Origin of the sequence: Microcoleus sp. AS-A8, assembly GCA_039962225.1 — a bacterium.
GTDB lineage: Bacteria > Cyanobacteriota > Cyanobacteriia > Cyanobacteriales > Coleofasciculaceae > Allocoleopsis.
This window is the reverse complement of record JAMPKV010000005.1, coordinates 25,728-44,264: the sequence shown is the minus strand read 5'-3', so window position 1 is coordinate 44,264 and position 18,537 is coordinate 25,728. Positions and strand designations below refer to the sequence as shown.

Below are 18,537 nucleotides of genomic sequence, written 5' to 3'. Positions count from 1 at the left end.
TAAAATACCGCCGACTTGAGTAAAGTTGGCGGTATATGCTTTTGATGACTATTTTGATGTCAAATAAGCATCAAATTAATTGTTCATTAACCTCAGTTTGGTTAGGAACCTACAGCGAGGAACCTAGCCCTGCGTAAGCACCATAAAAGAAAATACCAAGAATTACGATGACACCTGTTCCCGCAACTGTGGCAACAATCCACAAGGGAATTTTTCCTGTTCCAGCCATAACTTCTACCTCCTAATTCACAACAAAAAAGATTACCATCAGATCCAGTTAATTGAAGAAATAACTGGAAAACAAAATACCGAGAACAAAAACGAGTAATAGACCTAAGTAGAGCGAAGTCCGGTTAAGTTCAACCGGTTGGTTATTCGGATTGGGAGATCTTTCTGGCATCGTTGTTTCTCCTATCGTTGGATAAACTGCATAGCTGCGATCGCGCCCAAGAAGAAAACGGTAGGCACACCCAGTGTATGAACAGCTAGCCATCTAACTGTAAAAATTGGATAAGAAATGGGTTGATTCGGAGTATTACCTGTCATTGTCTTAAACCTGTTTTAGAACTACTTACCAGAGAATTGCTGGATTTGCTGTTTGGCTTCGTAGCGATCGCTTAGAATGGGTGCTTCTACACGGTCTTGGGTGAAATATTCATTAGGGCGGGGTGTGCCAAACACATCATAGGCCAGACCCGTGCTAACAAATAGCCAGCCAGCAATAAATAAAGCCGGGATAGTGATACTGTGAATTACCCAGTAACGAACACTTGTAATAATGTCCCCAAACGGACGTTCTCCAGTTGAACCTGACACAGCTATTTACTCCTTCCTTTCAACATTTGAAAACTCAATAACTATAATACGAAATTGGCTTCGCTCACTTCAAGCAATTTCACTTGTTTTAAGCCGCTTCTGAAGGTGGCTCGTACCTGAGTAAAACACCCTTCTGACCAATGATAAATCCCCGCTCTGGCGTTACAAAGACAATTTTGTAAAAGTTGGCGGGCACATTTTCAATTTCGCGGTCTTTTTGCCAGGTTTTGCCACCATCGAAGCTACAAAGCAAATTTCCACTACCACCAGCGACCCAAATTTCTTCAGGTGTACGGTAGGCTAGGTCGAGGAAGCCCCAGCTCGTCGAAAATTCCGGATTTTGAGACTCATCCCAGGTTTCTAGGTCTTCAGCGCGACTAAACTGCACTTGCCCTCCCCGCGCCAACAACCAAAGACGCCCATCTTTTCCATATCCCATACTCTGAAGACGCCTGGAACTGTTGCGGTTATGCTGTACCCAAGCACTCTGACCGGGTTCCCAAGTCGAGAAGAAGTTCCCTCTAGCGGAAACAGCAATGTATTTGCCATCTTCTGAACGGGAAATATTCCGGACAACACCCACGGCTTCTTCAACCAGAGCTTTCCAAGTCTGACCGTTATCTTTTGTTTGATAAATCGCTCCCACTGTGGTCGTCATCTCGGCGGATTTGGGGCCAAGAGCCAAAATGGTATTAGGCGAACCGGGTAACTTTTCGCTCAAGGGGATGCGAGACCAAGAAGCTCCGCTATCTGTCGTATGTAGAAGGATTGAGGGTTCACCCACAATCCAGCCTTCGTCACCAGCAAAGCTAACAGACGTGAAGCGATAGTTTGTCTCTCCCAGCTCCAGCCCTTTTTCTTGCCAGGTTTTACCGCCATCTTTTGTTTCTAAAAGAGTAGCATTACTCCCTACTGCCCATCCATGATTGAGGTCATCGGTAAAACCAACATCCTGTAAGGTAGATTCCGTTGACGTGGAAACAACCTGCCAGGGATTATAACTTACAGATGGAACTTTACTACAGCTAACACAAAATAGGGCGATTCCCAGCAATATTACAATTTGTTTCAGCGCTTTCATCAAATCGCTCATAACCTCCAGAACTGTCAATGGTCAGACAAAAGTCAAAACTCACAAGTCATTGCTCCCCGATTCCCAGTCCCAAGACGGTCACCAACTGTGCCCCCATCAGCGCAAACCATAGAGACTGAGAAAGAACAAGAAGCCTAAAGCCAAGGCACCAAAAATTAAGAGATTTTTTTGCCCTGGGGTCAAACGGTTGACCCCTAAGCCATAGTTCAGGTTCTCTTGAAAGCCAGAAGGCGCTCCACTCGAACCAATATTCTCAAACTGAGAAGTTCGAACACCGCAGACAGGACAACGCCAGTCATTGGGCAACTCTTCAAAAGGCGTCCCTGGAGGAACATCACGATTACTGTCTCCCTTGCTAGGCTCATAGACGTAGCCGCAAGAGCGGCATTCATAACGACTTGGCGCTGTCTCAGCAAGGGTTTGCTCTTTGGCTTGCTCGCTCATCGCTCACAGATACAATCAGGACGCAAATCTTAAAATGTTTGTTAAAAAAATTATCGCACAGATGGACAACTTTACTACCTAAGTGAGAACTTCTGTATATAGCGTTACAGTCACAGGGAAGAAATTCCTGGCACCGCTAGCCGCTAGCGCCGCGCCCATGATCCTAACTGGGAGATACTTGTAGGTTACGAAATGAAAACCCTAAGCCGGAGGCCGCGACCCATCGCGTTCCTGAAAAATAATTCTCATAATCTAGCTGTAGAACAATACTTTACAAATAAACCATGAAATGATAATAGCGAAAAGCTAATCTCTAGCTGTAAGCCCCATCGGGTGAAGCCGACTCCCCACTTTGTGCCCCACTCCCTGCAATAGCCTAAGTGGGCTGGGACTCTGAAAAATTAGGACAAGGTAAATAGATTGGCCGAAAGGGTACGATTGCTTTTTATAATGCTCCCGCTAAGTTCCTCAAATTAGGACAAAACAACCGAACCCCTATAATTAAGAAGGTTAAAGAATTAATAACGCAAGTTTTTAGTGGCAGTTACCCATTGTGTTTGTTCTTAGCGGCTACGAGTATCTCCTAGGCTTCTTACTAGCTTGCAGTTTAGTCCCCCTTTTAGCACTGACTGCATCTAAGCTTTTGCGACCCAGCACAGGGGGTCCTGAGCGACGTACCACATACGAATCCGGAATGGAACCCATAGGGGGAGCGTGGATTCAGTTCAACATCCGTTACTACATGTTTGCGCTGGTCTTCGTGATATTCGATGTGGAAACGGTATTTTTGTATCCTTGGGCTGTCGCCTTCAGTCGTCTCGGACTGCTGGCTTTCATTGAAGCTTTAATTTTTATAGCAATTCTTGTGGTTGCTCTTGTTTACGCATGGCGCAAAGGAGCCCTTGAATGGTCATGAACCCCAATCCAACAACGAACGGCGCTGCTTTAGGCAAGCAGCCAAACGAACGAATTATCAACCCAATTGAGCGACCGACCGTCACTCAAGAGCTTTCAGAAAATGTCATTTTGACCACAGTAGATGACCTCTACAACTGGGCGCGGCTTTCCAGCCTGTGGCCTATGCTGTATGGAACAGCCTGCTGCTTCATTGAATTTGCCGCTCTGATTGGCTCTCGCTTTGACTTTGATCGGTTTGGTTTGGTGCCTCGTTCTAGCCCTCGCCAAGCTGACTTAATCATTACGGCTGGCACAATCAACATGAAAATGGCACCGGCTCTCGTTCGTCTTTACGAGCAAATGCCAGACCCCAAATATGTGATTGCCATGGGTGCTTGTACCATCACGGGTGGTATGTTCAGCGTGGATTCCCCAACCGCCGTGCGCGGAGTGGATAAATTAATTCCTGTGGATGTGTATATCCCTGGTTGTCCTCCTCGTCCAGAAGCCATCATTGATGCGATTATTAAGCTGCGTAAAAAGGTCGCCAACGACTCTATCCAGGAAAGATCCCAGCTTAAGCAGACTCATCGGTACTACAGTACTACCCACAAAATGAAAGCAGTGCCAGATATTTTGACGGGTAAGTACTTGCAGTCGGAAACTCGTTACACTCCGCCCAAGGAGTTGAGCGAAGCGATGGGAATGCCAGTACCACCCGCCCTCAAATCTGCTCAAAACCAGGAGGTATCTCGTGGCTGAAGAATCAAAACCAGCAACTCAAGAAGCCTCGGAAATAGTACAGACGGGTAAGGTTTCTGGTTGGTTACAGGAAAACGGCTTTGACAATGAGTTAATGGAGCCTGATCACCTAGGTGTTGAGGTAATCAAAGTTGACTCAGAAGTCTTGATACCCGTCGCAACTGCTCTCTATGCCTATGGGTTTAACTATTTACAGTGCCAAGGTGGCTATGATACAGGGCCGGGTGGTGAGTTAGTGAGCTTTTATCACTTGATTAAACTCAGTGATAATGCTGACCGACCTGAGGAACTGCGGCTGAAGGTATTCCTACCGCGAGATAATCCTACGGTGCCCTCCGTTTACTGGATTTGGAAAGCCGCCGATTGGCAAGAGCGAGAAACCTACGATATGTATGGCATTGTCTATGAAGGGCACCCGAATTTAAAGCGGATTTTGATGCCGGAAGATTGGGTGGGTTGGCCTTTACGCAAGGATTACATCTCGCCTGATTTTTACGAGTTACAAGATGCTTATTAAATCAGGCAGCGCCCTTGAATTCTAATTTTGTGTAAGAAAGCACTCACTTTTATCTGAAGTGGGTGCTTGTTTTAAGGGGGCGATCGCTCGTATCTCAGCGCCATACAGACAGCCAACATACAGACAGCCAAACACTTTGAGACAACTGTCTGCATTGATGAAATGACAGGAATTCAGGCTCCCTTAGCGCAAAGCCTGGAAACGGCCAAAAGTTCCTTCAGTGGTTGAAGACACAGCCCTCCGGTTCTCTCGAAGCCTTAAATTATTCTGTCCTAGGTATTGCCGCATGATAACTACTCCAAAGCCGAGAAATGCCTTGAGCGTGTGCAGCAAACTCCTGATGGTCAAGAATTAGTAGAAGGAACCTGTGAGTGTCTAAAAGTTGGGATGGCCAGATTGAGAGTCAGGAAACCCCCTCCCCTGTATTTTGCGGCTGAGTAGAATCCGCTAATATATCAAGGCATCCGTAAACCGCAACAACTTAGGGAAACACCGGTGCAAGTCCGGGGCTGTGCGGCAGCTGTCAGAGGAAAGCATGAAGGATGAAGGATGAAAAAAAGTTGACTTGTAAAAGCTCAAACCGAAAACTACGATGAAGTACCTGTTGTCACAATTACATTTCATACTTCATACTTCCTTAAGCCAGAACGCCTATTGTTGCCTGTCCACTCTATCTCCTGCCTCGCACGGGAAGAAGCTTGAACATTAATGTCTACCGCCAATACTATTGATTTCACCCCTGACTCCCTGTTGTTACCCCCTCTACCGCTACAACGACCTTTGTTGATGATTGGTCATGGCACTAGAGATGAGGATGGGCGTCAAGCCTTTCTGGATTTTGTCCAGGCTTACCAAGCTTTAGATACCTCCCGCCCTGTTCTGCCGTGTTTTTTGGAACTAACTGGCCCAACCATTCAGGAGGGAGTAGATCAGTGTGTGGCACAGGGCTACACTGAACTCTCAGTTTTACCGATTCTGTTGTTTGCTGCACGACACAATAAGTTTGACGTCACCAATGAGTTAGACCGAGCCAGAGCCAAACATCCACAAGTTAAATTTCACTATGGGCGGCATTTCGGCATTACTCCAGGAATACTGGAATTATGGCGCGATCGCCTTGCCGCATTGGATGGCATACCACAAAAGGGGCAAATTAACCCATTGGATGTTGAAAGTTCTAACCTTCAACCTTCCATCTTAAGAAAAGATACCGTCTTGCTCTTTGTCGGTCGAGGGTCTAGCGACCCCGATGCCAATGGGGATGTGTATAAAATGGCTCGCATTCTCTGGGAAGGAAGCGGCTACCAAACGGTTGAAACTTGCTTTATCGGCATTACCCATCCTCGTTTAGAAGAAGGCTTTCGTCGTGCTCGCTTGTACCAACCCAAGCGGATTATTGTTCTGCCGTACTTCCTGTTTACAGGTGCCCTAGTCAAGAAGATTTTTGACATCACCGCCCAGCAGCAGGAACAATATCCAGAAATTTCTATGACCTGTTTGCCAGAAATGGGCATTCAGTCTCAGCTATTAGCGATTCTACGGGAGCGAGAAATTGAGACTCAACTAGGGCAGGTGCAGATGAATTGTGAGATGTGCAAGTTCCGTCTGGCAGTGGTTGAGAAAGATCAAGATGCAGCTCAGGGTCACTCCCATGACCATAATCACCAACATGGTCATCACCATCATCACGACCATCACCACTCCCACCCAGCTCCAGACCCTTATGCTGATTTGGGGCAATATCACCAACGGATTTGGAAAGCTCCTTAATCAGGATGAGAGGGTGGCAGGGAAGGGGAAGGAGGCTGATTAATAGTCTTAAGTTTGAGTTAAGGAATCCTACTTCTCTCCATCTGTGTGTTATTGGGAAGGCTAAAACTTTTCAGGATGGTGTCTCCAAGGCCGTCCTGAATTGCCCATTGAGGCGAGAAGATATAACTAAGAGACGCAATCAGCGCTTATTTAAAAGCTAAAGGATGAAGGTTGAAGGATGAAGACTTGGGATACGCCCGCTTCTCCATCACACTTTAGACTGTAGGTGAAATAGTTTGCCTGTAGCTTATGTCTAAGGAATTTGCTGTTGGCGATCGCGTTCGGGTGATCGCACTACCACGCTACGTCAAGACGGCTGAATCCATGCCGATGCTACGACCCCCAAATGTCATTCAGATCGGGGAAGAGGGTGTCATTCTTGATCGGCGTCCTGGGGGATACTGGGGTGTTCGCTTTACCAAAGGGGCGTTTCTGATGGAAAGTCAGTACATTGAGTCGGTCGATGCCGCCTCAACAACTCCCCAAAAGCATGAGCCGCTACCAGAATCCTCCGAAACTTAATGCGCTATGCCCAGTTTGTGCATAAATTTGTAGACAAATAAGGTGACACCGTCATTTTACCTCTGTCTTCAATCCACTGGGGGTGTGGATGCGTCGGCCTGCGCGATGTGGCTGAAGCCTTCACCAAAGCGACAAAACTTCGGTCACACTTTAGCGGATTGATTCGTGTACTGTTGAGGCTAATGTTAATTATTGGCAGTCTGGCGGGAATTGGGAGATGAATTTTTACGACTTGCTTCGGTCTCTCGGCATCGCCGACCCCAGTGGAACTGGCTGGCTGGCGGTGGTTTTCACCTTTGCGTTAGCTTGGGGGGTAACTTGGCGTTTTATTCCAGCAGTTCGCTCTTTTGCCTTACGGGTTGGTTGGGCTGACCAACCTAACGCTAGGCGACTGAACCGAGAGCCTTTACCCAATGCAGGTGGATTAGCTATCTACGCCGGAGTCGTTGCTGCACTGATACTGGCAAGCCTGTTAAGACCTATTGTGATTGAAGGGGTCTTAGCTGAAGTCCTGAGCATTCTTCTGGGCGGCTCAATCTTGGTACTAGTGGGCTTCATTGATGACCAATTTGGGCTACCCCCCCTATTTCGCCTGTTGACTCAGATTCTTTCGGCACTTTTGCTAGTCGCCAATCACAGTGGTATTGAAGCCACCTTGGGTACTCCAATAGACCCCTTGTTCTCCGTGGTTCTCACCGTACTTTGGGTTGTGGGAATTACCAACGCCATCAATTTAATGGATGGGATGGACGGATTAGCTGGGGGAGTGAGCTTTATCACCGCCATGAGCCTTTTGGCGGTTTCAGCCCAATTTCCCACGCGTGCCGCCGCTACCTTGCTTTTAGCCGCACTGGGAGGGGCAGCACTCGGCTTTTTGCGGCATAATTTCCATCCGTCCCACATCATTATGGGAGATGCGGGAGCTTACTTCTTCGGTTACGTGCTGGCGGCAACTAGTATCTTAGGCAACCTAAAAGTGACTACAGTATTTGCTCTGGTGCCCCCAGTTCTGTTTTTGCTGTTGCCCGTACTGGATACCACCCAGGTCTTTATCCGGCGACTGATGGCGGGAAAAAATCCCCTCAGTACCCCTGGGAAAGACCACTTACATCACCGCTTGTTAGCCTTGGGATTATCCCAACGCCGTACCGCCATAACTCTTTGGGGGTTGACTGGGGTCGCCAACTGGTTGGCGATGAAACTGCAAGGCATGACTCCCATCGTGATTCATGCGACCATGGCCAGCATCGTTATGCTATTAAGCTTTACGGTTTGGCAAAGGATGCGGAATTTAGCCTCGAAGTCTCCCTAAAGGGGTGATGTGCCACTGAGGATGCGGAATGTAAATTTTACCCGATCGCCGTTCAAACGACCCTTTAGTTCACCGGAGGAAGAAGTCTGGACGACTATCGTAAAACTGTAGACGCCCAACCCCCAGATACAAACCGTAGGGATTCTCAACCGCAGGAAAAGCGGTGACCCCGAAAATATAGACGCCGCTTAACGAAGGGTTGCGGACAGGGCGAAGCTCAATGGTTACGGTTGTTCCTGGCTGTACGGGGGGAGCGAAGGTCACCAAAATTGTTGGAGACTGTGGGTCTTGGGTCACGGCTTTGAGGGTCAACCTTTCACCTTGATTCCGGGGCGTACCTACAAATGCCTGAGTGTTTTTCAGTTTAAAGTCAATCGTCTCGAATCCTTGGCGCTGGTTAATAGTGACCCGTCCCAGGGCTTCACCAGCATTTTCAGGAATGGATAGGGTGAAATAGTATCTTGCTCCCCATACATCCGTCTCGTTGTAAGTAGTTGTTGCCCCCATGAAGCCGAGAGCCTTTTTAAAAGAAGTTCTGCTATTGGCTAACTCAAGAGCTAGCGACGATGAGCAAGCAAGATTCCCAATGCTTGCTAAAGCCGCTAACGTTGCTGCAAATATTGATGAAACGCGCATACTCTAATCGGGATGAGGTGCTTAACCCAATACTCAACTTTGCCCCTACCTTTGGTTGTACATCACCAAACTATCCCTTAGCCTCCAGAGTCAGTTCTCACGCCGTCAAGCTTAAGCAAAATTACTTACCAATGGGCGATGAAAATGTGAGGTTTCTTAATAAATCTTAGTAATAAAACCCAATTGCAGTTTCTAGTAGATATTATTTAATTGTTTTGGCATTAGATTGAAAAAATACTTCATAGTTATTGCCAATAGTATTCGTTAAGCTAAAAGCAGGACAGAGATTTAGAGGGAGTTCTATGAACGCTGTTTTTGCCACTAAATCAAAGCAACCCTCATGGCAAACGATTGCCATGTTTGCTTTGGGGTTTTGGCTGAGTGGTAGCCTAATTGTCGATTTTGTACTCATGCCCGGTCTTTATGGGGCTGGCATGATGAGTCAATCAAGTTTTGCAACAGTTGGTTATTCTATTTTCTGGATTTTTAATCGCATCGAGCTGTTGTGTGCTGCTCTGGTATTAGTTAGCCTTTTAGCGCTTCGTGGTACGTCAAATCTTTATCATCAGGTAAGACGCTGGGCGATTTTCTTATCCGCGCTCTTGTTGACAATTGCAATCATTTATACCTATTTCATGACACCGCAGATGAGCGCCCTGGCAGTACAACTGAATCTCTTTGAGCCAACTACTGAGATCCCTGCCGGCATGATTTCCATGCAGGGCGGATATTGGCTGCTAGAAGTTGTCAAGTTAGTGGCAGGTGCCACAGTGCTTGGCTGGTGCTACCGCGATTCCCGTCGGCTGGCATAACCAGATTTAAGCCTTAATGTCAATGGCTCCTCACAGTTGTGGGGAGCTTTTTGCTGAGAAAAATATTTTAAGGAAGACAAGGGAGAATGATCTATTGTATTCAACTGAGAATCGTGATATGGCAAAAGGCACCGGAGTTCATACGAGGAGGTAGATGATTTGGCGCGCTGGGTCGCCGAATATCGTAGAAGTTTGTGTGAAAGATGAGTTCTGAGCGAATCTCAATTTTCCTATAGTTGGCACGTTAATTGTCAAAAAGATGAACTATGATTAATCACAGAAAAGTGAGTGTATACCTACCCGAAAAACTCTACCAAGTTCTTATTTCTTATCAAGATCAACGAGAATTTGAGACAGCTTCCGATGCTACAGTGGAAATCTTATCCCAATTTTTTAATAAAGGCAATGAAGGGCAGCGGTATGCGACCGTTGATCAGTTGGAAACCCTAAAGGGAAAAGTTACTCACCTAAGTCAACAAATTGTACAACTCAGGCAACTTATGGCTAGTTCTGCTCCAAACGCAGCAGCTAGAACTATATATCAAGAAAGCAACGAATACAGTTTGGAAAGTACCAGTTTTGAAGAGGGAGAAGATGAACCAGACGAAATTTTGTCTGACTTTATAGAACCCTAATTTTTAGGCACTGCCATTCCCCAAAGTGTTTTCTTCCTCGTCTTACCGCTGATCAAATCATGACAAGCTCTACGGCTACACTACTGATTTCTTGCCCCGATGAAAAAGGACTTGTCGCCAAAATTGCCAATTTTATCTACTCTAACGGCGGTAATATTATCCATGCCGACCAACATACAGATTTTGCTGCCGGATTGTTTCTAACCCGCCTTGAATGGCAGTTAGATGGCTTTAATTTACCCCGTGAATTGATTGGGCCAGCCTTTAATGCGATCGCACAACCTCTACAGGCAGAATGGCAGCTTCACTTTTCTGATACCATCCCTCGAATTGCTATATGGGTGAGCCAACAAGACCACTGCTTATTAGACTTACTTTGGCGACAACAGGCTAAAGAATTTTTAACAGAAATTCCATTGATTATTAGCAATCACCCTAATCTTCAATTGATTAGTGAACAATTTGGGGCAGATTTTAAACACATTCCCATCACTAAAGAAACTAAAGTTGAGCAAGAAGCAAAACAGTTAGAACTCTTGCGTCAGTACAACATTGACCTGGTGATTCTGGCTAAGTATATGCAAGTTATTAGTCCAGAATTTATTACCCAATTTCCCAAAATTATCAACATTCACCATTCATTTCTTCCCGCGTTTGTGGGTGCTAAACCTTACCACAAAGCTCATGAGCGAGGCGTTAAAATCATTGGTGCTACAGCTCACTATGTCACACCTGAACTGGATGCAGGCCCGATTATTGAGCAAGATGTGGCACGAGTCAGCCATCGGGATAGTGTTGCTGACCTTATTCGTAAAGGTAAGGATTTAGAACGAGTCGTTTTAGCTAGGGCAGTACGCTTACACTTGCGCCATCAGGTACTGGTTTATAGTAATCGGACAGTAGTATTTGCTTGACAATTCATGCCTAATTCCTTGTTTGGTGTAATCCTGAAGATTTGCACAGCGATCGCAGATTAGGGCATTGGCTGGCAGGCTAGAACACAATCACGAGAGACTTAGCGCCCACGCTTCACCCTACGCTGGCTAGATAGACATGAATTTAACGAAGCGGGCGGCGAGAATCGAACTCGCATCATTAGCTTGGAAGGCTAAGGTTTTACCACTAAACTACGCCCGCAAAGGCTTGTGTATGAAATTTCACTTTACCGAGTTTAGCACAACTGTTGCCTAAATTGGCAAGAGTCAACCCCACTCAATTTTGCGTCGGACTAATTGTCAGGGTGAGGTTGTAGTCTCGGTCAACACGTTGACCCGCTATCTTGGTTGGACTACATTCTTGCTGCTCGACAAGCTTCTTTGCCAGTTGCTCAGCTTGAACTGCACTCAGATTTCCAGGTAGTGCTTGAGGAGGGAGGCGTAGCAGAGTTGCTTTCCCAAGGTCATCAACCAACACTTCCACTTTCAACAGCAAAGCTTTATCTAAAGTAATACCCAAAGGGGTTAAATAATCGCTAGGGAGTGGATTGCTGTCTGATGGGCAGGTAGCCAACTCGTCGCCATCATTAAAGTGGAGAATATCTTTTGCATTACTCACTGGCTCCAGCCTGCCTAGAGCGACAATGAATCCGCCCGCTTGGTTAGAGTTAGATGAGTTTTGGGCTGGTGGTGAACCCGTAGAAGGAACGGAACTGGGAGAGGGAGAGGGCGTTGAGGCATTCGTTTGATTACCCTGATTACCGGATGAGTTAGGGTTGGTGGAGGGAGTCTGTGCCCCAGATGGCTGATTGTTGGCAGGATTGGGCGTAGGAGATCGGCTCGGCGTTGGTGTTGCCTTGGACGAATTTTGAGTTGGGTTGGTTGTGGGCGAGTTCGTCGCCATCGGCACCCCTTTGGATGGGGATGGGTTCGTTGTATCGGATGCGGCTGTGTCTCTCGTCGGCTGTGAGTTGGTGCGGACTGAAGTGGAAGACGCTGGAGTGTCAGGAACTGGGCTTGTAGCCGTGTTTGCTGATGGCGGATTTTGGGTGATGGTTGAGGTCGTCGCTGGCGTCGGTGGGAGTGGAATTTGGCCTTCGGAGGCGACGGCAATCACATCTACAGGCATGAAAAGTCTAGCCGCCAGAAAGCTATTAAGACGTGCCATCAGCCAGAAACGCAGCATCCCAAAGACAAATAAATGGATCACTAGAGAGCTTAAAATAACAATCGCCCACAGCCCTGGGGGGTCGGAGTGATTCCGCTCACTCAGAGGAGTGTTAGCAATCGGCTTTTGATAGGGTTGAGTCATTTTACTACCAACGGTGATGCCCTTCTGTTTAATAGTGCCAAAAAGCTTATATCGATCTGGACAAAAGGCTGAGATAACTTAACTATTTACAAAAATATGGATATTTTTGTCAGGATCAGACAAGTTAGGGAGAGCCACAATGGGCATGAAAGAAAATAATCTATCCCTGCCGTTACGTCTGGTAATTGTTATCTTGGTTATCTTGCTTTGGCTGACACTCAGCGGCTGGAGAATTCAACGTCCCCTGGCGGCGGCTGAATATCAGCAACACATTTTTCATAGCGCAGACGGCATTGGTAAATTTTACCTGGGTCGAGAAATCGCTAAAGTGATGGGGCATACAGAAGCGCTCTGGCTGGAACGACCCAGTCGAGAGATGACTGAGCAACCGCAACAAGTGGTAGACGCCCTTGACCTGAAACCAACGGATGTCGTGGCGGACATTGGCGCAGGTACTGGCTATTTTAGCTTTCGCATCAGTCCATCAGTACCGCAGGGGAAGGTGCTAGCGGTTGATATTCAGCCAGAAATGGTCGATATCCTGGATTTTCTCAAAAAAGAGAATAAGATTAGCAACGTTGCATCGATTTTAGGGCGTGTAACCGACCCTAATCTACCCCAAGAGAGTGTTGACTTAGCGCTGATGGTAGATGCTTACCATGAGTTTGAGTATCCCAAAGAGATGATGGCAGGCATTGTGCGATCGCTTAAACCCGGTGGACGGGTGGTACTGGTTGAATACAAGCGTGAAAATCCGTTGATTCTGATTAAAGCCCTGCACAAAATGACTCAAAAGCAAGCGCGTAAAGAAATGAAAGTAGTAGGGTTACAATGGCTAGAAACTAAAAACTTCCTGCCTCAACAACACATAATGATTTTCCAGAAACCCAGGGAGCAATGAGTCAGTTAGAAATGTCTTAATGTGTGGTTGGTAGATGTATACTACCTATTGGACTATCCCAAATAAAGCTGAATTGTTTGAAGAACAAAGTGAAGGATTGGAATAATTGAGAGATTCACGGTTAGATAGCTAGGCTAGTAACGTATCTTGCCTAAATTCTCCGTCTTACGTTAACGCTGTACGCATAATCTCCTTATAGCAGACGGACCAAAAATAGAGTGTAATATTGATTTCGCTGAACAACTTAGGAAAACCCTCTAAAAGGCTAGAAATTGCCCCACTTTTCAAGTGTAGTGAGTCTACCGTAATACCAATTGCTAATAAACTCAATCCAATCAGTAAGATATAGTAGGGAGTAGATTGAATTCGTCGCTTAAAAGCTAATCCGTATCCCACGAGAATAATAGCGTAAGCGGAAATAGTAACAAGCTTGGGAATCCCTGCAATACTAAGGACGATGTGAAGTCGATAAATTTCGTTGAACAGAAAACCTCCCGTTAAAAGTGTAGAACATAGAATAAACAGGTTCTCTTGACGGCGAGGCTTAATTGTTCTGAGCAAGGCAAAACAAAACGCACAAACAACGGGGGGGACAGCACACAAAATTTGGAACGTATTCGTTAAAAACCCGACATCCAAAGATGCTGCAAAAGGAGGGTGACGGAATAACTCTTCTACCGATGAGCCAAAGAATTTCGCATAGAAAATCAGCGCCAAAACCAGCAAAAAAGATAAACTATTGAGCCAAAACAACGAGCGATAAGTTTTCATAACATGACTTGGAACGTGATGGGCTCAATAGATATACACCGTTAGATGATATAGTTCCGCACGTCTGATTATATTGGGCGACCTGGAAAGGATGATTTCATTATTTCTTCTTCCCAAACTTTGCCTTTAAGTCTTCTATCGTTGGCGATTTCGGGTCCATGCGCTTGCTAATCTTTTTGCTATTGCCTTCACCACTGGCTGGATCGGGTGACCTCATAGACAAGCTAATTCGCTTTAATTTCTCATCCACTTCCAACACCCGGACTTTCACTACCTGTCCCACTTTGACAATTTCTTTGGGGTCTTTAACAAATCGGTCTGCTAATTGTGAAATATGGACCAAGCCATCTTGATGCACACCGATGTCAACAAATGCCCCAAAATTAGCAACATTTGTGACACTACCTTCGAGTTCCATGCCGATTTGCAAGTCAGAAATTTCCTTGACTCCCTCTTTAAAGGTGGCATATTTAAACTCAGCCCGTGGGTCTCTTCCTGGCTTTTCTAGTTCGCTGATAATATCGCGCAGGGTAGGTAAGCCAACTGTATCGGTCACGTATTTCTTTAAATCAATCGACTTCAGTTGATCCGCTGCTTGAGAAATCTTAGTCAAGGGGACTTTTAAATCCGATGCGATCGCTTCCACAACCGGATAACTCTCAGGGTGTACAGCGGTATTATCTAACGGGTTCTCTCCATTCCGAATTCTCAGAAATCCTGCCGCCTGTTCAAACGCTTTTGGTCCCAATTTAGCAACTTTTAGGAGTTTGCGACGATTGGTAAATGCGCCATGCTCATTGCGATAATTAACAATATTTTTGGCAATCGTTGGTGTCATGCCAGAAACAAACGTCAGGAGTTCTTTAGACGCAGTATTTAAATCTACACCCACATAATTCACACAACTTTCTACCGTGTCATCCAGCTTCTTCTTGAGCAACTTTTGATCGACATCATGCTGGTACTGCCCCACACCAATCGATTTAGGGTCAATTTTCACTAACTCAGCTAGTGGGTCTTGTAATCGGCGTCCAATACTAATTGAACCTCGGACTGTAACATCTTGGTCGGGAAACTCTTCTCGTGCCACATCGCTGGCTGAATAAATCGAGGCACCTGATTCATTGACGATGACCTTAATCGGCTGGCGATCGCTTGTTTTAAGTACTTCAGCTACAAACTCATCCGTCTCGCGGGAAGCTGTACCGTTACCGATCGCAATTAGCTGAATGTTGTACTTCTCAATCAAATTCTTGATTATACTAGCCGCTTGTACACGTTGACCCGCACCTGTATGGGGAAATATCGTTTGGTATTCCAGAAATTTTCCCGTTTCATTCAGGACCGTTACCTTACAGCCGGTCCGAAAACCTGGATCAATGGCTAATGTTGGCTTCATTCCCGCAGGCGCAGACAGTAACAACTCGCGGAGATTGGTTTCAAACGTCTTAATTGACTCGATATCAGCGTAAGCTTTCCTATCGGCGCGAACTTCAGTGGTGAGGGAAGTTTTCATCAGACGATTGAAGGCATCTTTAAGCATTCCCCGATAAAAATCTCGCACGGTTGGAATCTTAGTCCGAATCTCCTCTGACTCCAAGTAAGACTGCACTGCATCTTCATCAAAAGAAAGGTCAAGATTCAATATCCCCTCAGTCTCACCTCGAAATAAGGCCAGCATATTATGGGGGACAATATCTTTCGCCTTAACCTGGAAGTTCCGGTACATTTCAAATTTGGTGGAACCTTCCGGATAATCATCTTTAATCCGCGATATGAAGACTCCATTCTGCATCAAATAGTCTCGCAGGTAAGCACGCAAATCTGCTTTCTCGGAAACTTCTTCTGCGAGGATATCAGAAGCCCCTTTGAGTGCATCCTCTACGGTCTTGACTCCCTTCTCATCGGAAATATATTTAGCCGCTTCTTGCTCTAATGAGGCAGGTTTGGCAGTGGGAGTATTTAGGGATTTGATAAATTCTGCGAGGGGTTCTAACCCTTTTTCCCTAGCAATCGTTGCTCTTGTACGCCGCTTGGGTTTGTAGGGTAGATAAAGGTCTTCTAATTCGTTTTTCTGTAAGCAGCCTTCAATTTTGCTTTTGAGCTCATCACTAAGTTTACCTTGGGATGCGATTGCCTCCAAAATTGACGCCCTCCTATTTTCCAGTTCCGTCAGGTAGGTATATCTCTCGGAAAGGTCACGCAGTTGAATTTCGTCAAGCGAGCCTGTACGCTCTTTACGGTAACGTGCGATGAAGGGAACCGTGGCACCCTCAGCGAAGAGTTCGAGGGTATTTTGTACCTGAGAAGGTCTGAGGGAAAGTTCCTCTGCCAGTGTTTGAGGGATATTCAGCATCGGGTCTGTGTTCGTCTACCTTTTACAGGATAGACACAGAAATTAGGCATTGACCTCTTGTAGGGGTGAATTGATAAAAAAATTCTATTAATAGCCGATAAATCTTTGTTTCCTTGAGGTGAGGTGGTAGGCGAACGTCGCGCCCTAATATTACTACACCGTTTTTCTGCACCGATACAGTTTGTCGCTAAGCCGTCCAAGCTGGAATACCCTAGGTAGTCTGGTAGTCTGGCGAGTCCGTTCAAATTCACTCTCCAAAAAACGGCAAATTTCCCTAACCTAACAATCGACTAGGAAAATTAAGCAGCTGTACCCAGATGAGCTTCCAATAGAACTTCTGCCTGTATTTCGCCAATAACTTAATTTTGTTCCACAAAATTAAAACTTCAAGTCGTAGTCGGACAAAGAGTTTTCGGATTGACATTTTGCTTTTTGAGAAAAATGTAGAGTGCTGACCAGCGATATTTTGTAGGTTATTAATAGAAAAACCCTCACTGATTAGATTAACGGGTTACTCTAAGTCATTGTTTCTCATCCGTAAAATTTATTTCAACTAAAAAAGCGCCCAGGAGTCTTTCCGTGTTTCGACCCTAAACGCTTTTTCTTCCTTTCTTCTCACACTCACAGCCTCAATATACACTATTTGTTTTATTCGTCAAGATGCAAATGATGATTGATGCCAAGTTATGCTCAAAGTATAAGCTGTTGAGCATTTAAATGACTTAGCCCGATTCGCTCTCAACATTCAGGCATAAGGGTTTTGCGTTTTACTCGTATCCAGTTTAGATGCCTAACACGTTAGTAGAGCGGCTTGATGAATCGAAAAGGCAAAACGGCGGTATTACGCATTTCAATTTTTAGGCACTCTAGCGGCACAATCATCAGGCAAACAGAGCAACGAACCTTTTCCCCTCCCCAAGAGAGCGCCGCATTGAAACAAATCAGTTGACCATTGTGTCAATTACTATTAAGGTCATTTAGTCGCTACTGGGTTAACATTTACAAAGGGTGAGTTCGAGCCTCGATCTCTTTCTTTAGCTACCCCCTTAGTTACATAGGTTTTCAGCAAGCTACAGCTAAAGACGGAAATCTGTCTGTTATACTAGCTTGCCTACAGGAGAGCGTGGTACGTTATGAATAGTGTAAACATTCTGTAATAATCAGAATAAGGGAAAACCATTAACCTTAATCCTGCCACTTATGAACCCAAGGTCTACATGCGGGTCGTAATTGTCCTGGATGGATGGTATATAGGAGTTTGGCTTTATTACATCAGTCTGTTGTGTTGAGCTTGGTAAGGATCGTCAGAGATTGTCTGGACGTGGGAACCGTTCGTCAATCCAATCCATCCTTAGCAAGGATGACTGCTCCTGCGAACAAGTTTATTTGAATCCAAGTCTGGAGGTATTTCTCATGTCCGTTCGTCTCTACGTAGGCAATTTACCAAAAGAAGAAGTAAACCGCGATGAACTGCACGCTGTCTTTGCAGACGCCGGTGAGTCTGTTTCCACAAAGGTCATTAAAGACCGCAAAACCGGCAAATGTCGGGGGTTTGCCTTTGTCACTGTACCAACAGATGAATTAGCTGATGAGATCATTGAGAAATACAATGGTCACATGTTCCAAGAGAGCGCCCTAAAAATCGAAAAAGCTCTACCACGCTCAAAGAGCCAACAACAAGAGGAAGAGGAACCCCAACGCTCAGCAAGCAATCACACTCCTCCGACTCGTCGTACAGGCAATAAAAAGTCCAAGCGTGGTAACGACCAACGTACAACAGCATCCTCCTCTGATGCAGGCGGATTTCAACCTGATCCGCGTTGGGCTGGTGAGTTGGCGAAACTAAAAGAGCTCTTATCAGCTCAAGCTAGCAATCCCTAGCTGCTGTCGAAATGTTGCACTCACTCAGATTACTCTTTTCGATAATCTGAGTGAACCGCGATATAGGCTTACTGATTTTAAGGAGCTCATCAGGTTGAACTCTCGCAACGGGTACTGTAACTC

Annotated in this window: 21 protein-coding genes and 1 tRNA gene; 11 read left to right on the top strand and 11 right to left on the bottom strand. The window is 45.8% G+C overall.

All coding sequences use genetic code 11. From position 1 onward, the window contains the following. Positions 1-109: 109 nt before the first annotated feature. The 6 genes from NDI48_09380 to NDI48_09355 all read right to left on the bottom strand — a co-directional run bounded on the left by NDI48_09380 (position 110) and on the right by NDI48_09355 (position 2,353). Positions 110-229, bottom strand: a complete 120-nt coding sequence (locus tag NDI48_09380) for a photosystem II reaction center protein J (GenBank protein MEP0831419.1) — start codon at positions 227-229, stop codon at positions 110-112. Positions 230-277: 48 nt separating this feature from the next. Beyond that, a complete protein-coding gene (locus tag NDI48_09375) occupies positions 278-400 on the bottom strand; it encodes a photosystem II reaction center protein L (protein ID MEP0831418.1) in 123 nt (40 codons plus the stop codon). Between the two features lie 11 nt (positions 401-411). After that, on the bottom strand, positions 412-546 hold the full coding sequence (gene psbF / locus NDI48_09370; GenBank protein ID MEP0831417.1) for a cytochrome b559 subunit beta: 135 nt from the start codon (positions 544-546) through the stop codon (positions 412-414). Between the two features lie 21 nt (positions 547-567). Continuing rightward, entirely contained in the window at positions 568-816 is a 249-nt protein-coding gene (gene psbE, locus NDI48_09365) for a cytochrome b559 subunit alpha (GenBank protein ID MEP0831416.1), read from the bottom strand. A gap of 88 nt (positions 817-904) precedes the next feature. Next, complete coding sequence (locus NDI48_09360) at positions 905-1,909, bottom strand: photosynthesis system II assembly factor Ycf48 (GenBank protein ID MEP0831415.1); 1,005 nt, start codon at positions 1,907-1,909, stop codon at positions 905-907. Between the two features lie 96 nt (positions 1,910-2,005). Then, the gene (locus NDI48_09355; protein MEP0831414.1) at positions 2,006-2,353 is read right to left on the bottom strand and encodes a rubredoxin; all 348 of its coding nucleotides are present in this window, start codon (positions 2,351-2,353) and stop codon (positions 2,006-2,008) included. A 553-nt stretch (positions 2,354-2,906) separates the two neighbouring features. Here NDI48_09355 and ndhC point away from each other — a divergent pair. The 6 genes from ndhC (at position 2,907) to NDI48_09325 (ending at position 8,175) form a co-directional block, all read left to right on the top strand. Further along, positions 2,907-3,269 (top strand): photosynthetic/respiratory NAD(P)H-quinone oxidoreductase subunit C, encoded by a 363-nt coding sequence (gene ndhC, locus NDI48_09350; GenBank protein ID MEP0831413.1) that lies wholly within the window; start codon positions 2,907-2,909, stop codon positions 3,267-3,269. After that, positions 3,266-4,012, top strand: coding sequence for an NADH dehydrogenase subunit K (locus NDI48_09345; protein MEP0831412.1), 747 nt, complete (start codon positions 3,266-3,268; stop codon positions 4,010-4,012). The genes ndhC and NDI48_09345 overlap by 4 nt, the downstream gene beginning before the upstream one ends. Beyond that, positions 4,005-4,529, top strand: coding sequence for an NAD(P)H-quinone oxidoreductase subunit J (locus NDI48_09340; protein ID MEP0831411.1), 525 nt, complete (start codon positions 4,005-4,007; stop codon positions 4,527-4,529). Before NDI48_09345 ends, NDI48_09340 begins: the two co-directional genes overlap by 8 nt. Positions 4,530-5,237: 708 nt before the next feature. Beyond that, positions 5,238-6,299, top strand: coding sequence for a sirohydrochlorin chelatase (locus NDI48_09335; GenBank protein MEP0831410.1), 1,062 nt, complete (start codon positions 5,238-5,240; stop codon positions 6,297-6,299). A gap of 291 nt (positions 6,300-6,590) precedes the next feature. Then, on the top strand, positions 6,591-6,863 hold the full coding sequence (locus tag NDI48_09330) for a DUF3148 domain-containing protein (protein ID MEP0831409.1): 273 nt from the start codon (positions 6,591-6,593) through the stop codon (positions 6,861-6,863). Between the two features lie 217 nt (positions 6,864-7,080). Next, a complete protein-coding gene (locus NDI48_09325; GenBank protein ID MEP0831408.1) occupies positions 7,081-8,175 on the top strand; it encodes an undecaprenyl/decaprenyl-phosphate alpha-N-acetylglucosaminyl 1-phosphate transferase in 1,095 nt (364 codons plus the stop codon). 69 nt (positions 8,176-8,244) lie between these two features. Here NDI48_09325 and NDI48_09320 read toward each other — a convergent pair whose 3' ends face one another. Further along, complete coding sequence (locus tag NDI48_09320; GenBank protein MEP0831407.1) at positions 8,245-8,811, bottom strand: DUF2808 domain-containing protein; 567 nt, start codon at positions 8,809-8,811, stop codon at positions 8,245-8,247. A gap of 302 nt (positions 8,812-9,113) precedes the next feature. Between NDI48_09320 and NDI48_09315 the strand changes: the two genes are divergently transcribed. The 3 genes from NDI48_09315 to purU all read left to right on the top strand — a co-directional run bounded on the left by NDI48_09315 (position 9,114) and on the right by purU (position 11,172). Next, a complete protein-coding gene (locus NDI48_09315; GenBank protein ID MEP0831406.1) occupies positions 9,114-9,623 on the top strand; it encodes a DUF4149 domain-containing protein in 510 nt (169 codons plus the stop codon). Positions 9,624-9,889: 266 nt separating this feature from the next. After that, positions 9,890-10,258: a hypothetical protein gene (locus tag NDI48_09310; protein ID MEP0831405.1), complete on the top strand. Its 369-nt coding sequence runs from the start codon at positions 9,890-9,892 to the stop codon at positions 10,256-10,258. A 59-nt stretch (positions 10,259-10,317) separates the two neighbouring features. Continuing rightward, positions 10,318-11,172, top strand: coding sequence for a formyltetrahydrofolate deformylase (purU, locus tag NDI48_09305; GenBank protein MEP0831404.1), 855 nt, complete (start codon positions 10,318-10,320; stop codon positions 11,170-11,172). A 152-nt stretch (positions 11,173-11,324) separates the two neighbouring features. On the opposite strand, the gene NDI48_09300 is transcribed toward purU, so the two are convergent. Further along, positions 11,325-11,395 (bottom strand) — tRNA-Gly (locus NDI48_09300). Positions 11,396-11,470: 75 nt separating this feature from the next. After that, positions 11,471-12,505, bottom strand: coding sequence for a hypothetical protein (locus tag NDI48_09295; GenBank protein MEP0831403.1), 1,035 nt, complete (start codon positions 12,503-12,505; stop codon positions 11,471-11,473). Positions 12,506-12,644: 139 nt separating this feature from the next. On the opposite strand from NDI48_09295, the gene NDI48_09290 reads away from it, so the two are divergent. Beyond that, positions 12,645-13,406: a class I SAM-dependent methyltransferase gene (locus tag NDI48_09290; GenBank protein MEP0831402.1), complete on the top strand. Its 762-nt coding sequence runs from the start codon at positions 12,645-12,647 to the stop codon at positions 13,404-13,406. 165 nt (positions 13,407-13,571) lie between these two features. On the opposite strand, the gene NDI48_09285 is transcribed toward NDI48_09290, so the two are convergent. Then, positions 13,572-14,177 carry a hypothetical protein gene (locus tag NDI48_09285; GenBank protein ID MEP0831401.1) on the bottom strand — a complete coding sequence of 202 codons (606 nt, stop codon included), beginning with the start codon at positions 14,175-14,177 and terminating at the stop codon, positions 13,572-13,574. Between the two features lie 100 nt (positions 14,178-14,277). Further along, positions 14,278-16,533: an RNA-binding transcriptional accessory protein gene (locus NDI48_09280; protein MEP0831400.1), complete on the bottom strand. Its 2,256-nt coding sequence runs from the start codon at positions 16,531-16,533 to the stop codon at positions 14,278-14,280. A gap of 1,413 nt (positions 16,534-17,946) precedes the next feature. Between NDI48_09280 and NDI48_09275 the strand changes: the two genes are divergently transcribed. Continuing rightward, positions 17,947-18,414, top strand: a complete 468-nt coding sequence (locus NDI48_09275) for an RNA-binding protein (protein ID MEP0831399.1) — start codon at positions 17,947-17,949, stop codon at positions 18,412-18,414. Positions 18,415-18,537: the final 123 nt, after the last annotated feature.